Origin of the sequence: Caballeronia calidae, assembly GCF_900044055.2 — a bacterium.
Lineage (GTDB): Bacteria > Pseudomonadota > Gammaproteobacteria > Burkholderiales > Burkholderiaceae > Caballeronia > Caballeronia calidae.
In genome coordinates this window covers 1-13849 of sequence record NZ_FCOX02000110.1, presented here as the reverse complement: position 1 = coordinate 13849, position 13849 = coordinate 1, and the positions used below count along the sequence as shown (strand labels likewise).

Annotated in this window: 14 protein-coding genes; 8 read left to right on the top strand and 6 right to left on the bottom strand. The window is 63.6% G+C overall.

What is annotated here, in order from left to right:
* The 3 genes from AWB78_RS39255 to AWB78_RS39245 all read left to right on the top strand — a co-directional run.
* A partial coding sequence (locus AWB78_RS39255) for a transposase (RefSeq protein ID WP_157697436.1) occupies positions 1-436 on the top strand: 436 nt, incomplete at its 5' end.
* A 97-nt stretch (positions 437-533) separates the two neighbouring features.
* On the top strand, positions 534-938 hold the full coding sequence (locus AWB78_RS39250; protein WP_157697792.1) for a molybdopterin-dependent oxidoreductase: 405 nt from the start codon (positions 534-536) through the stop codon (positions 936-938).
* A 2-nt stretch (positions 939-940) separates the two neighbouring features.
* Entirely contained in the window at positions 941-1510 is a 570-nt protein-coding gene (locus AWB78_RS39245) for a nitrogen fixation protein NifQ (protein WP_062612216.1), read from the top strand.
* A gap of 41 nt (positions 1511-1551) precedes the next feature.
* Here AWB78_RS39245 and AWB78_RS39240 read toward each other — a convergent pair whose 3' ends face one another.
* Positions 1552-2031 (bottom strand): septal ring lytic transglycosylase RlpA family protein, encoded by a 480-nt coding sequence (locus AWB78_RS39240; protein ID WP_062612222.1) that lies wholly within the window; start codon positions 2029-2031, stop codon positions 1552-1554.
* A 234-nt stretch (positions 2032-2265) separates the two neighbouring features.
* On the opposite strand from AWB78_RS39240, the gene AWB78_RS39235 reads away from it, so the two are divergent.
* Both AWB78_RS39235 and AWB78_RS39225 read left to right on the top strand, forming a co-directional pair.
* On the top strand, positions 2266-2859 hold the full coding sequence (locus AWB78_RS39235) for a BPSL1445 family SYLF domain-containing lipoprotein (protein WP_062612215.1): 594 nt from the start codon (positions 2266-2268) through the stop codon (positions 2857-2859).
* 375 nt (positions 2860-3234) lie between these two features.
* A complete protein-coding gene (locus AWB78_RS39225; RefSeq protein WP_062612211.1) occupies positions 3235-6363 on the top strand; it encodes an acetoacetate--CoA ligase in 3129 nt (1042 codons plus the stop codon).
* Positions 6364-6429: 66 nt separating this feature from the next.
* Here AWB78_RS39225 and murJ read toward each other — a convergent pair whose 3' ends face one another.
* The gene (gene murJ, locus AWB78_RS39220; RefSeq protein ID WP_062612220.1) at positions 6430-7809 is read right to left on the bottom strand and encodes a murein biosynthesis integral membrane protein MurJ; all 1380 of its coding nucleotides are present in this window, start codon (positions 7807-7809) and stop codon (positions 6430-6432) included.
* A gap of 506 nt (positions 7810-8315) precedes the next feature.
* On the opposite strand from murJ, the gene AWB78_RS39215 reads away from it, so the two are divergent.
* Positions 8316-9368: a glycosyl hydrolase family 28-related protein gene (locus AWB78_RS39215; RefSeq protein ID WP_062612208.1), complete on the top strand. Its 1053-nt coding sequence runs from the start codon at positions 8316-8318 to the stop codon at positions 9366-9368.
* A gap of 15 nt (positions 9369-9383) precedes the next feature.
* Here the strand turns inward: AWB78_RS39215 and AWB78_RS39210 are convergent, their stop codons facing one another.
* The 4 genes from AWB78_RS39210 to AWB78_RS39195 all read right to left on the bottom strand — a co-directional run bounded on the left by AWB78_RS39210 (position 9384) and on the right by AWB78_RS39195 (position 12399).
* Complete coding sequence (locus AWB78_RS39210; protein ID WP_063959099.1) at positions 9384-9890, bottom strand: GNAT family N-acetyltransferase; 507 nt, start codon at positions 9888-9890, stop codon at positions 9384-9386.
* Positions 9887-10666: an alpha/beta hydrolase gene (locus AWB78_RS39205; RefSeq protein WP_232478060.1), complete on the bottom strand. Its 780-nt coding sequence runs from the start codon at positions 10664-10666 to the stop codon at positions 9887-9889. The genes AWB78_RS39210 and AWB78_RS39205 overlap by 4 nt, the downstream gene beginning before the upstream one ends.
* Before the next feature lie 400 nt (positions 10667-11066).
* Positions 11067-11468: a hypothetical protein gene (locus AWB78_RS39200; RefSeq protein ID WP_074173667.1), complete on the bottom strand. Its 402-nt coding sequence runs from the start codon at positions 11466-11468 to the stop codon at positions 11067-11069.
* Between the two features lie 22 nt (positions 11469-11490).
* Complete coding sequence (locus AWB78_RS39195) at positions 11491-12399, bottom strand: ADP-ribosylglycohydrolase family protein (protein WP_062612201.1); 909 nt, start codon at positions 12397-12399, stop codon at positions 11491-11493.
* Positions 12400-12505: 106 nt separating this feature from the next.
* Here AWB78_RS39195 and AWB78_RS39190 point away from each other — a divergent pair, with 106 nt between their 5' ends.
* Positions 12506-13159: an NrtR DNA-binding winged helix domain-containing protein gene (locus AWB78_RS39190; RefSeq protein ID WP_062612199.1), complete on the top strand. Its 654-nt coding sequence runs from the start codon at positions 12506-12508 to the stop codon at positions 13157-13159.
* Positions 13160-13227: 68 nt separating this feature from the next.
* Entirely contained in the window at positions 13228-13605 is a 378-nt protein-coding gene (locus AWB78_RS39185) for a hypothetical protein (RefSeq protein ID WP_232478059.1), read from the top strand.
* The last annotated feature ends 244 nt before the right edge of the window (positions 13606-13849 follow it).

Below are 13849 nucleotides of genomic sequence, written 5' to 3'. Positions count from 1 at the left end.
GGCCGAACTGGGTAACTGTGCTGCCGACAGCGGCCAATTGCCGATCGTTCTGGCGGCGGTAGCGCGCGACGCCGGGGCCGCCCCCAAGCAAGTCCTTGCCGATGCGGGCTACCGCTCGGAGGCGACGTTCGAACAATTGCGCGAGCACCCCGCCGAGTTGATCGTGGCGCCCGGACGCGAGGGCAAGAAAGAGGTGAAGGTCGATGCCCGGAAGCGCCCGCTATGCGCCGCGATGGCCGACAAGTTTACTTGTGCGCAAACTCAGGCGGCCTATCGAAAGCGCAAATGGCTGTCCGAACCGCCGAATGCCTGGGTAAAGAGCGTTCTCGGATTTCGACAATTCAGCATGCGCGGACTGGCCAAGGCCCAGGCCGAATGGAAACTCGTCTGCGCGGCGCTGAACCTACGCAGAATGTCGAAAATGACGCCTGCGTAAGTCCCGAAGGGGACAACATTGCCCTGATTTCGCCGCCGGGAAAGCCATTTTTGCGCGCAATGGCGGACCAAACCGCAATCGGCGTTGACGCCGCACGATGTGGCGTCAGTACCGGCAGCTCAAATTCTGTCTGCCGCGCGGATTCCTAGTCTGCTTCACGACCGGCAGGTTCATCCGGCAGGTGGACAGTTATCGCGGCGTGCCGCTGCGCGTGTTGCTCGACGCGGCGGGCGTGCGCCGGCCAGGGAGCACCGATTTCAAGCGGACGGTGTTTTGCGCGCTCGGCCACGACGGCTACGCTGTCGTGTTCTCCTGGCACGAGCTGTTCAATACGCCGGTCGGCGACCACGCCCTCGTCGTCTATGCCTGCGCCGATCAGCCGCTGGATGTCGAAGGCGGCTTGCCTGTCCTCGTTTCGGGCGCGGACAGGGTGCGCGCGCCCCGACATGTGAAACGTCTCACGCGCGTCGACGCGGTCGTGCTCGGGTCACCGAAGGATTGAACATGGTCACGGCGTCGCCAGTCGAGCACATCGAGCAGCAGCTTCTGGCCGATGCATGCGATGCCGGCAATGCGGACACGGTCGCGTTCGCACGTCTGATCGGCATCAGGCTTCATGCGCAGGAGTTGCGTCTGCTGGGGCTGGGGAGCGCCGAGCTGGCCGCGCTTTTTGCGCGCCACTTTCCTCGTTTCAAGATAGATATCGCGCTTCCGATCGCCGTCATATCGTCGCCGCATCGGCAATTCATAAGCGAACTGCGCGATTTGCTGTTATCTCACGATGTAACCGCCGCCGTGTCCTCCGACGATGCGCATTGTCTGGCAGCGATCGTCGCGACGGCGTGTCAGCGTCCCGATCATCTCTGGCGGGATCTGGGACTGAGCGGCCGCGACGATGTCAGCGCGATCCTTGCGCGTCACTATCCTCGTCTGGTCGCGCGCAACGTGAACGCGCTGCGCTGGAAGAAATTCCTCGCGCAGGAAGTCGCGCTCGCGCACGGACGGCCCGCGACCTTTGCGCCCGGCTGTCCGGGCTGCGAGGATTTTGCTCACTGCTATCCTGACAAGGCCTGATCCCGGCTCAGGATGCGCAGGCAAAGCGCGAAGACGATCGATCAGCGCGCGCCCGCGCCAAGCTTCACGGTGCCGTCGGGCTGCGGTACTTCTATAGGCCTGACCTCGACCGGCGCCGTGCCGTCCTTCTTGATGCCGAGCTTGTCGGCCGTTTTGGGCGATACATCGACGATGCGATTGCCGGCATAAGGACCGCGATCCCTGATCTGGACCACATCGCTGTTGCCGTTCTCCAGATTCGTGACCCGGGCCCTGGTGCCGAGCGGAAGCGTCTTGCTCGCGGCCGCATTGGACTGCGGATTCATGCGCGTACCGTCGGCCATTTTCTTCTTGTAGAACTTGCGGCCATAGTACGAGGCCTTGCCCTTGCGCGCCTTGCCGGACCGGTCGAGACCGCCTTCATGAGCGGGCTTCGTCTTCGCGTGGCGGTGGTCGCCCGGCGGCGGCGTTTTGTGCGCCGGATACGCCGTGCTCACGGAGCACGACAACATCACATAGACGAGTATCCGAAGTGGCCTCATTCGGCCATGTCGAAAAAAGCTTTTCAACGCTTCGAGTTTCGACGCAAGCAATCCAGTCTCGAACAGACGATCATCACGCTTCATTCTTCCGTCCTCTTTCTGCTCGTGGCGATGACACACGACGTAGCAGAGACCGGTCCGCTTCCGTCTGCTCAATAGATACGTCGCAACAGACACACCGGACGACAACTTGTATAGTGCGAGAGCCTATCAACCGTTGATCATGGGAAGCGTATGAGCCAGAAGAACAGAAGGCGTCTCGTGCTGGCCGGCGGCATTGCAATGACCGCGCTATGCATCGGCGCGTGCACGACCACCGGCCCCTCGTCCGGTGAGACCGCGGCGGGCACGGCGGACCGCGACCGCGCCATCGACGCAGCCGTGGATGCCACGCTGCAACGGCTCTATGTTTCCGTGCCCGGATCGCGCGAGCTCGTGGGCAAGGCACGAGGCGTTCTCGTCTTTCCGCGCGTGATCGCGGCCGGCTTCTGGTTCGGCGCGCAATACGGCGAAGGCGCGCTGCGTGTCGATGGACGAACCGCCGGGTACTACAGCACGGCAGGCGGTTCATTCGGCTTGCAGATCGGCGCTCAGTCCAAGGCACTCGTGTATGTGTTCCTGACCAACGACGCGCTCGCGCAATTCAGGCAACGTGACGGCTGGGCAGTCGGCACGGACGCGACAGTCGCCGTGCTGAAGCTCGGCGCGAACGGTCAACTGGATACGACGACGGCCACCAACCCCGTCGAGGTTTTCGTCTTGACGAACGCCGGTCTCATGGCCGGCGTTTCGCTCGAAGGCACCAAGGTTTCGCGGCTCAGCCCCTGATTTGCGCGGGGTTTCCCGCAGACTGCGCGCATCGGCCGAATGCAGCGGAGCGGATTGCCAGCTTCGTTGCCTCGGCTCGCCTGATGTCATCGAACGAGGCCATGCGTGCGCGATCGCGCTGTCGATTCGCGGCTTCCCCGCGACATGATGCCTCGCCCACTCCGTGCCAACCCCCAGCCGACTACATTTGTTGTAAGCCGCACATTACAGCGTGATATGGCTGGATACGCTTGGTCGTCGATGACATCGCCCGCCTGGAAACGGACTTCATCGTCAAGAGAGCGCCTCGAGCGCCAGACCTGAAGCAGCAAACCAAAAAGTAAAGAGCAAGCCGGCAGATACCGGCCTTGCCGTAACCGCTGAGGGAGACCATTAATGGATCGTTCGGAACCGCCCAACGAGGCGAAGTCGCGCCTGCCTGTTTTCGACCCACCCGCGCGCGCGACGCAGTCACAGATGACCGCATTCACCGCGGCACTGCAAGCACGCACGGGTCAGTCATTCGAGCATTACGGCGCGCTGCACGACTTCTCGGTCCGGGAATATCGGACCTTCTGGCAACACTTCATGCAGTGGACGCACGGACTGGAATGGTCCGGCAGCGCCGAGCCGGTCTGCATCGGCGACACCGGCGAGCAGGCGAGCTTCTTTCCAGACGTGACGCTGAATTACGCGGATAACCTGCTCGGATTCACCGTCGCCGCCGCCGATACGCCCGCGCTCACCGCCTGTCATGCCGACGGGCGCCGCGTGCGCCTCACGCGCGGCGAGCTGCGCGAGCGCGTGGCGCGTCTCGCCGATGCGCTCACGAACCTGGGCCTGGGCCCCGGCGACCGCGTCGCGGGCGTGATGCGCAACGACGCCGATGCGATCGTCACCGCGCTCGCCGTGACCGCGACCGGCGCCACGCTTTCCACCGCCGCGCCCGAGATGGGCATCGAGACGCTGCTCGACCGCTTCACGCAGATCGCGCCGCGCTTTCTTTTCGCGCATACCGCGGCCAGGCCGTTCGACACCGGCACGCCGCTCGCGGACAAGATTGCGTTGCTCGCCGACGCATTGCCATCGCTCGAGGGCATCGTCAGTCTCGATGGCGATCCGTCGGCCGTGCGCGCCGCGCCGCCGGTCAATTCGCTCGACGCGCTCATCGCGGCGGGCGATCCGGATCGCATGGAATGGAAGCGCTTCGGCTTCAATCATCCGCTCTTCGTGATGTTCTCGTCGGGCACGACCGGCAAGCCCAAGTGCATCGTGCATGGCGCGGGCGGCAGCCTGATCGAGCATCTGAAGGAGCATCGGCTGCATTGCGACCTGCAGCCGGGCGATCGCATGTACTTCCACACCAGTTGCGCGTGGATGATGTGGAACTGGCAGTTGTCGGCGCTCGCGTCGGGCGTCGAGATCGTGACCTACGACGGCCCGATCGCATCGGTCGATACCTTGTGGCGGCTCGTCGCGCAAGAGCGCGTCAACGTCTTCGGCACGAGCCCCGCGTATCTGAAGATGTGCGAGGAAGCGGGTCTCGTGCCCTCGCGCGAGTTCGATCTCGGCGCGCTGCGCTCGATGATGTCGACCGGCGCGATCCTCTTCGACGTGCAGTTCGAATGGATCCGCGACAATGTGAAGCCGCTGCAGGTGCAGTCGATTTCCGGCGGCACCGATATCCTCGGCTGCTTCGTGCTCGGCAATCCGGACCTTCCCGTGTTCGCGGGCGAAGCGCAGTGCAAAAGCCTCGGGCTCGACGTTCAGGCGTGGCGCGACGGCGCGAGCACGCAAGGCATCGGCGAACTGGTGTGCGTGAATCCTTTTCCGTCGCGGCCGCTCGGATTCCTGAACGACGCCGACGGCACGCGCTTTCATAACGCCTATTTCAGCGCGAATCCCGGTGTATGGACGCACGGCGACCAGATCGAGTTTCCGCCGGAAGGCACGGCGCGCCTGCATGGCCGCAGCGACGGCGTGCTCGTCGTGCGCGGCATCAACGTCGGGCCGGGCGAGATCTACCGCGTGCTCAACGATTTCCCCGAGATTCGCGACGGCATCGTCGTGCAGCAGCGCATGCGCGAGAACGCCGGCGCCGATGCGCCTGCTCAAATCGTCGGCGAGCGGCTCGTGCTGCTCGTCACGCTGAAGCCGGGCGCGCGGCTCGGCGGCGCGTTGATCGCGCGGATAAGGCGCGAGCTCGTGCGCCGCACGTCCGCCGCGCATGTGCCGGACGTCATCGCGGCTGTCGATGATCTGCCGGCCACGCATAGCGGCAAGCTCTCGGAAGCCGCGGTGCGCAATGCCGTCAACGGGCTCGACGTGACCAACACCGCCGCGCTGCGCAATCCGGCCTCGCTCGACCCGATCCGCAGTCACCCCGCCCTTCAGCATCGTTCCGGCGATGTGCCGCAGACCTATGCGACGCGTGAGGAACTGGAACGGCTGCTGCAGATGAAATGGGAGCAGCTCTTCGCATTCGGCCCGATCGGCCGCGACGACAACTTCTTCGAGCTGGGCGGGCATTCGCTGCTGGCAGCGCGCCTTCTCGCAGAGCTTCAGCCGATCGCCGGACGTACCATCCCGCTCGCGACGATGCTGCGTGCGCCGACCATCGCACAACTCGCCGACGTGATCGACAACGGCGCGCTGCCGCAGACATCGGAAGTGCTCGTGCCGATGCGCGAAGGCGAAGGCGCGCCGCTTTTTCTCGTGCACAGCGTGACGGGATCGGTGCTGGAGTGCACGCGTCTCATCGGGACGATGCGCAAGGCGCGCCCGGTCTACGGGCTGCAGGCGATCGGGCTCGATGGAGAAACGCCGCCGCAACGCCGCGTCGAGGAGATGGCGAAGACCTACGTCGAGCAGATCCGCAAGGTCCAGCCGAGCGGGCCGTATGCGCTCGCCGGCTTCTCGTTCGGCGGACTCGTCGCGCTGGAGATCGCGCAGCAGCTCTTCGGTGCGGGCGAGCAGACGGAGTTCGTGTGCCTGCTCGACACTTATGTGCAGGAGCGCTGGCTGCCGTGGTTCGCGTGGCTCGAATTCCGCCGCGATTATGTGGCCCGGCTATGGAAGACGTTCTCGGAGATGTCGCCGCGCGAGCGAGGCGCCTTCGCGGCAGACAAGGTTCGCGCCGCGATGAACAAGCTGGCGATGCGGCTCGGCCGCGTGCCGAAGGTGCAGCCCGCGCCGACGGCCGATCCCATGCCGCCCGTGCTGCGCCGGATGCGCGACACCTTCCGCACCGCGATGAACAACTACCAGCCGAAGCCGTATGACGGCGGGCGCATCGTGTATGTGCGCGCAGCTTCGCGGGAGGATGACCGGGGCGATCCGCTGCCGCTGTGGCGCAAGATCGCACGGCGCGGGCTGACTGTCGCGGAAGTGCCGGGCAACCACGGGGGTGTGATCGAAGAGCCGGGCGTGTATGCCGCCGCCGCCGCGCTCGATGGCGACTACGGCGTCGCCGACGTGTCCGAAGGGCAGCGTCACGGGCACAGCGTCGTCGTCGGGCAGGCTTGAGGCTATCGGCAGGAACGTCAGCCGCTCGCGATTCGCGGCGGCTGACGCTGGAGGCTACCGGACGACTCAGCGGCTGCCCTCACCTTGCTTGCCAGTGCCGGTGTAAGCAGGCGCGAATCGGGCCCAGAAGAGATAGCACGCGAGCACGCTGGCCGCACCCACGCCGGTGCCGAGCGGCACGCCCAGCGGACCATAGAAGCGAACCAGCACCGCATTCGCCGCCAGCTTGGTCGCGAATCCCACCACCGATATCACCGTGATGGCCTTGTAGCGCGCCTCGCCCGCGAACAACTGGATGAGCACGCACATCCCGAAGGAAAACGGTATCTGCGAGAGGCCGAAGCGAAACAGGTGCGTGACCGCCATCGTGTCTTCGCTCGTGAAGGCGCCCTTCTGGAACAGCAGCGCGATCCCATAGGGCGCGAGAATATACGCGATGCCCGCGCCGATCGTGCCCACGGTCAACATCACGAACGACCATTTCATCGCCGTGCCGCGCGCCCGCTCATGATCGCCGCGATAGAGGATCTCCGAGAGAATCGGCAGGGTCGCGCGGCTGATGGCGATCGCGCCCATGCTGACGAGCAGCGAGAGCAGCCGGTTCGCATAGCCGAGCGTCGCGATGGAGCCTTCACCCATTTGGGCCATGAAATACTGATCGACGGGAAGCCACAGATTCGCCACCACCGAGCCGATCATGAGCATGCCGAGCGAGCGCATCGTGCCGGGCCACTGCGCCGCCCGCAGCGAAAGACGTGGTCGCGCGGGCAGCGTATCCGCCCTTCTCGCGAGTATCCGGAGCCATGCCGCCTGAATCGCGATGCCGATCGTCGTACCGAGTATGAGCGGCATGATCGACACGCTGTCCCGCGCGCTCAGCACGAACACCAGCAGTCCGATGGCCGGCACGCACTCCAGCAGCGTGTTGATATGCTTTTCCGATGCCTGCAGCCGCGCCGCCGAAATGCAGATCGTGAAGGCGAGCACGCCGACAGGCGCCATGCCGACGATCATCTGCCGGCACATCTCGCGGGTCGATTCGGCGAGACTTCCCGAGAAGAAGCGCACCATGTGAGGCCAGAAGAAATACAGCACGAGCGAGAACACGATGCCGATGGCAAGCCCCGCTCCTTCCAGCTCGCCGAGAAACTGGTTCTGCTGGGCCTTGTCCTTTCTGAGCGAGACGAGCGCGGGCACGAGCAGCACGCTCAACTCGTTCGTGATCGTCGCCGGGAGCCAGGTGATGAGCGTGAGCGCGAGCTGATACGCGTCGACGGTGCCGCTGATGCCATAGCGATACGCGATCGCCATTTCCTTCGATGCGCCGATGAGCTTTCCGGCAAGAACGAATATCAGCAGGACGAGCGCGCTCCTCGCGATGCGCTTGTGATCCTGATGAACGCCCGAGAGGCGCTTTCTCATCGATTGCATTGTTGCGGTCAGCACGATCTCTCCGGCAGGGGTGTCTTGCGTTCCGCGATTCGAGCATCGGCGATGCATTGCATCGTCGACGCTCTTTCGCGCCTGGAGCGAGAGTGCATCAAACGGGATAAGGCGAATGTTCGCCACGCCACCGGTTATGGCCGATGCCGATATCGCCGATTATCGAAAGCGGGAGGTGAGTCAACGCACCGATCATGAAAATGCGGCAAGTAATATGCGACACATGAACCACCGGCGCGCATAGTCGAGCGAATCCCTTATTCTTCCCTTTCACGAAATTGCCGTCAGGATCATTCAACGACGGACTTATCCAAATCAAAGGCACTCATCGTTTCAAGAGCCTTGTCAAGCGCCAGGCGCACAGATTCACGGATGCGATTCAGGGTAGTAATTCGGAACGCTCCTGAGCGAAATTCGTTTTCGGGCCGAGGCCGAATTAAATAGGCATCCGTGTGTGCTTTTCGTAATTGGCGATTGCTGACTGAAACCCGGATGTGCAGAGAATGTAAATGAAGAAATCGATCGTGATTGGCGGTTTGCTGATTGGCGTGTCCGTGCTCGTCGTCAATACGCCGGGCGTGAAGGCACACTTCGATGCGGCGTATGCCGCGTGGGAAGACGGCCGCCTCCGGGATCATCTGTCACCGAGCCATTTCGTGCGCTGGTGGCATCAGCTCAGAGGCGGAAGCGCGAGCGGTGGCGGCCATCACGCCGGCCTCGACAGTTCGCCTGTCCCGGCATCGGCCAATTGCCCAAAGACGTCCTTCACGCCGCCCAGGCTGGTCGATCCACGCAGCCCGAAGGAATTCGGCGCTGCAGGCAATGGCACCACCGACGACACCAAAGCCTTCCAGGCAGCGGTCGACGCCGGCGACGTGCTCGTGCCCGCTGGAACCTATCTGCTCAATGACACGGTCGTCATCACGGCCAGTCACAGGCGTATCCAGTGCGAACCCGGCGTGACGCTCAGAAAGACGATCCGCAAGGACGGCAACATGTTCAACTTCGAGGGCCCGCTGACCGGGAACAGTCTGGTCGGATGCAACTTCGTGGGCGCCAACCCGACGCGCATCCGCGAATGGGAACGTCCCGGCCATTACGATATTCCGGTGCAGACCAATGGCGCGGTGGACGACTTCGTCCTCGCGGGCAACAGCTTCCGCGATTTCTTCGGCCAGTCGATGTTCCAGACCGAGGGACAGGGCGGCGGAACCGGCGATGTGCTGGTCTTCAACTCGTTCGCCAACTGTCCGCTCTACGGCATCGCGCTGGTGGGCTCGGTCAACGGGCGCATCGCCTATAACCTCGCGGACAACTGCCGCATGGGTCCCGAGAACAACGACGCCACCCAGGACACCGGCGGCAATGTCCTCGAATGCAACCGCATGATCAACGGCGGCAACATCACCGGCGGATCGAATGGCGAGGGCGGCGTCGACTATAGCGGCAACATCGTGCGGCATAACATCCTCGACGGCGGTTATATGCAGATCAGTCCGCCGGAGCGCGGGAAAGCGGCGCGGTATATCGGGAATACCTGCAACGACTGCGCGACGGAATAGAAGCGCGGCACGCGTTCATACGTCGGCATCGAACGGAGCAAGGCGCAAGCACATGCACAGATCGTCGTCCGGCGCGTCGTCCGCGAAAATCGAGCGGGATTCACGCCCGAACGCATCGAAGCCGAGCGACCGGTACAGCCGAATCGCGATGGCATTGCTTGCCGCCACCGTCAGATTCACCTGCGTCACGCCCGGCATGTCCTTGGCGAAGCCAATGGCCTCCGTTACGAGCTTCCTGCTGACGCCTGCTCGCCGCCTGCCCGGCACGACATACACGCCCCAAAGATGAACCTTGTGCCGGTGTCCCCGAAAAACGTCACGGCGCATGCCCGCGACGCCAATCAGCCGGTCTTCCTTGAACGCCCCGAAGACCGCCTGCTTCTCCGTGAGCATCAACCATTCGGCGACGTCCTCACGCGGACGATTCCTTTCTTCCTGATAGCTCGAAGCGAACAACGAGGGCGACTGCTCCAGCGCCGATAATCGAAGCGACTGAAACGATCGGGCATCGTCGGGAGTCAATGCGCGGCGATGAAAGCGGTGACGTCCGCCAGAACCGGCGATGCCGCACGCTGCGCCGCTGAAAACGAATTGAGGATCGTATCGTGACCATAACCCCGATACTGCTTCAGCTCCACGGCGTCGTGATGCGCGCGCAACGCATCGGCGAAACGCACGCTGTTGCGCGGATCGACCTCGGTATCCGCCGTGCCGGCGGCGAGCAGCATCGGTGGTTCGTCGCCCGAGATGCAATCGATGGGCAGCGCCCGCTGGCGCAGCGCCTGCGGAAAGATCTCATCCATGTGGGGATCGTTCGTCTGAATGGCCGCGTACGGACCCGCGAGTCCGATTATCCCCGCAAGCGATGTATTCGCCATGCCCTGCGCGGCGAGATAGCGCGGATCGGTTGCGAGCATCGCCGCGATATGCGCGCCGGAGGAATGTCCCATCACGAAGATGTGTCCGGGATCGCCGCCGAATTCGCGCGCGTGATCGCGCGTCCAGCGCACGGCTGCCGCTGCGTCGTCGAGAAAGCCCGGAAACACGGCTTCGGGATAGATGCGGTAATCCGGCGCAACGGTCACGATGCCTCGCGCGGCGAGCGCCTGCGCGACGTCACGCGAATCCGTGCGATGACCGCTTTGCCAGCCGCCGCCGTAGAAATACACGACGACAGGGCGATTCGCGCTGGCGCGAGGTTCAGCCGCATAGACGTCGAGCACCTGGCGGCGCGACTTGCCGTACGCGACGCCATTGGCTCGCTCATCGCGATGCTCACACGCGTGAGAAGTGAACACGCCCGCCGCGCCCGCCGCCCCGACCGCGCATGCCGCCAGTGTCAGGGAAATGAATCTTCTTCTCGCCAGAACCTGCATATTGCTATTGACTCGCGGTTGTTATCGAAACACCGCCGCGTGCCCGGCTTCGTATCGCCGAACCGAAAACGGCTTCGCGCAAGTAGGGAACTACGTATCGTCGAGGAGATGGCGCACGGTCGCGCGAGAGACCTTCTGCACCTTGCATGTGCGCAACGCCTGTCAGTGAACGAACGCGCGTCACGTATGCAGGGTAGTGATATCGACATGGATCGGCAAGCCATCGACCGGTGCGATCGGCATGCCGATACCATTAGACGGCGCATGAATCGTCACTGTCCGTGCGGTGCCGATCGTTATCGTGGAATAAACTGCGCCGCGGTCAATCGTGACCCCCGACCGCGATTCCGCTCGTCCAGTTCACCCGCGCGTCGCCTCCTGCCGGATATTCGCGACGCAGGCTGCGGCGCTGTGCAGGCACCGCGCACAGCGCCGCTTCGATCGACGACGGCACGAGCGCTTCCACGCGCGCGAACTCGTCCGCGGTGACAGGCGCCGTTGTCCAGCTTTGCGCATCGTCGCCGTTGATCCAGTCGATGGATTCGGAGAAGACCGAGATGAACTTGCTCGAGCAATGGACGCATTGCAGCCCGCGCACGTTGAAGTGCGATTCGTCGACCCATCTTGCCAGTTCCCGCAAATCGCGCCGCGCGTGCCATGCGTCCTCCGCAGACGCGGGCCAGCAGTAATCGCAGCCCGAAAGCGTCGATGAATCCTGAGTCATTTGCGACACGATATTTTCCTCGTCATGCGACGTCATTGCTATCGGCGAGCTTGTTGGCCAGCTCGCGGATTTCATCATGCATCGCGAGCCAGCCGAGCCAGCGCGACGGAATGCCAGCCACACCGTAATGCGCGCCGGCGATCTGCCCGCATATCGCGGCGGTCGTGTCGGCGTCCTGTCCGAGATTGGCCGCGCGAAGAATGGCTTCCTCGAATGAAGACGTGTGCGCGAAACACCAGAGCGCGGCTTCGAGACTGTCGATGACATAACCCGATCCACGAATATCGTCTTCGCTCTTGCGACGATACGAACCGGCCGCAATCGCGTTCACGCTTGCGCATGTTCCCAATGGCAGACCTTGAGTGTCGAGAATCTCGCTCTTCGTCGCGCCTTCGAGCGCGCGGAACAACATCGCGGCGAACAGGCGTGTCGCTTCCACGCACTCTTTTGCGCCGTGCGTCAGACGGGCGCTGGCAGCGGACTTTTCGATGGCCGCAGCCGCATCCACGTGAAAGAACATCGGAATGGGCGCAAGGCGCATCAGACAGCCATTGCCCGCCGAATACTTGTCTTCCGAGCCCGCGTACACGTCGCCGGTGTCCTTGTATCGACGGAGCGCATTGCTGACCGTGATTCCGATGTCGAAGCACGTGCCATTGCTGCTCAGATATCCGTCGTCCATCCAGCGGCAGAAGCGTTCCATGATGTCGCGCGCGTCGAACTTTCTCTTTTCGACGAGGCTCGCCGCCATGCAGAGCGCCATCGACGTATCGTCGGTCCATTCGCCGCGCTTCAGCCGGAACGGACCGCCGCCGGTCATGTCGGTGACGGGCGGGAAGGAGCCGCGCGGCCGGAATTCGACTGTGGTGCCCACCGCGTCTCCGCAGGCGAGGCCCAGAAGACAACCCTCGAATCTTTCTGTTTTGGTCATTGTTCCCCCGGTTCTTATAGTTGGCACGCGGCTTTTGCTACTTAGTTGCAGTACACTACTTACCATCCTATCACACACATAGTGACTTATTGCAACTAAGATCGCGATGAAGAAGCTCTTTCCCCTCGTCACAACCGACATCGCCCTTTTCACGATCATCGACGATAGCCTGCGCGTGCTGCTGGTGAAGCGGGCCAACACGCCCGAACCGGGCAAGTGGGCGCTCCCGGGCGGCGTGCTGGACCCGGCTTCCGATAGCGATCTCGACGACACCGCGCAGCGCGTGCTGTCGGGCAAGACCGGCGTCGACGTGCCGTTTCTGGATCAGGTCGCCACGTTCAGCGGCGCGACCCGCGATCCGCGCGGATGGTCCGTGAGCGTCCTCTACTACGCGCTGCTTCCGCGCGATCAGGTGCCCGCGATCGCCGGGAAAAAGACCGAGGCGATCGAATGGCGCGATGCCTTCGCGCCGGGCTCCCGCCTCGCGTTCGATCACGCGGACCTGATTCGCGCGGCACTGGCCACCTTGCGTGACAAGGTGGAGCGCGCGGCGCTGCCGCTGCATCTGCTGCCCGACAGGTTCACGCTGACCGAGCTTCAGCAGACCTGCGAGCTGATTCTCGGCCGTGCGCTGGACAAGAGCGTGTTCCGTCGGCGCCTGAAGGATGAGCCGCGCATCGTGCAACTCGAAGGCGAGTTTCTGTACGGTTCGCAGCGGCCCGCGCAGTTGTATGGCGCGGCAGAGGGATTCCGGTTTTGACCGGCGCAGCGTCCGGCGCGTCACCGGTTATGATCGGCACTTGCAATGCTGCCTGCGAGACTCGTCCAATGAAGAACCGACTTCTCTGCGCGATGTTCGCCCTTTGGGCCGGCACGACCTGGGCGGGTCCTGCCTGCTTTCCGGTCGGAACGAACCTCACACTGCGTGGCATGCCTGTCCAGGAGACCGTGGAAACGGACAGCGGCTCACAGCAGTCGATCTGGATGCTGTCGATGGACCCGCCGCTATGCGTGATCGACCGGCGTTTCTCTCAGGATGCGCAGGGCCGCATCGCAGTCCCTCGCGTGCAAATCATGGGACCGCCCCTTCCGCCCGGCGTGCTGCTCTCCGTTACCGGCACCTTGTTGAGGCGGAGCACGCCGCCGTACTACATCGTGCCGACCGCCGTCTGGGTGACGCCTCCGACAAAGGTCCCGCCTCAATAGACGAAGTGCCTTGCACGCCGCACTGTCTGCCGGAGCCCGACACGCGTCGGGCTTCTGTTCTTGAATAGCCGACATCTCGCGCGCATCCGATCATCCGCAAATCGATGCGATGCTGCACGCGCAGCCGCGATTCGCCTTTATCTTCAAGGCTCTGGTTTAACCGAACAGTTCTTCCAGCTCCGCTTGGCACGCCCCTCGCATATGTAGCTGCGAGCGCAACGATTGGTGCTCATCCAACCAACCA

Excerpts from the sequence above, each read along its gene's own strand:
- AWB78_RS39250 (WP_157697792.1), top strand. The coding sequence starts at position 534 with ATGTGGCGTCAGTACCGGCAGCTCAAATTCTGTCTGCCGCGCGGATTC.
- AWB78_RS39245 (WP_062612216.1), top strand. The coding sequence starts at position 941 with ATGGTCACGGCGTCGCCAGTCGAGCACATCGAGCAGCAGCTTCTGGCC.
- AWB78_RS39240 (WP_062612222.1), bottom strand. The coding sequence starts at position 2,031 with ATGAGGCCACTTCGGATACTCGTCTATGTGATGTTGTCGTGCTCCGTG.
- AWB78_RS39235 (WP_062612215.1), top strand. The coding sequence starts at position 2,266 with ATGAGCCAGAAGAACAGAAGGCGTCTCGTGCTGGCCGGCGGCATTGCA.
- AWB78_RS39225 (WP_062612211.1), top strand. The coding sequence starts at position 3,235 with ATGGATCGTTCGGAACCGCCCAACGAGGCGAAGTCGCGCCTGCCTGTT.
- AWB78_RS39215 (WP_062612208.1), top strand. The coding sequence starts at position 8,316 with ATGAAGAAATCGATCGTGATTGGCGGTTTGCTGATTGGCGTGTCCGTG.
- AWB78_RS39200 (WP_074173667.1), bottom strand. The coding sequence starts at position 11,468 with ATGACTCAGGATTCATCGACGCTTTCGGGCTGCGATTACTGCTGGCCC.
- AWB78_RS39195 (WP_062612201.1), bottom strand. The coding sequence starts at position 12,399 with ATGACCAAAACAGAAAGATTCGAGGGTTGTCTTCTGGGCCTCGCCTGC.
- AWB78_RS39190 (WP_062612199.1), top strand. The coding sequence starts at position 12,506 with ATGAAGAAGCTCTTTCCCCTCGTCACAACCGACATCGCCCTTTTCACG.
- AWB78_RS39185 (WP_232478059.1), top strand. The coding sequence starts at position 13,228 with ATGAAGAACCGACTTCTCTGCGCGATGTTCGCCCTTTGGGCCGGCACG.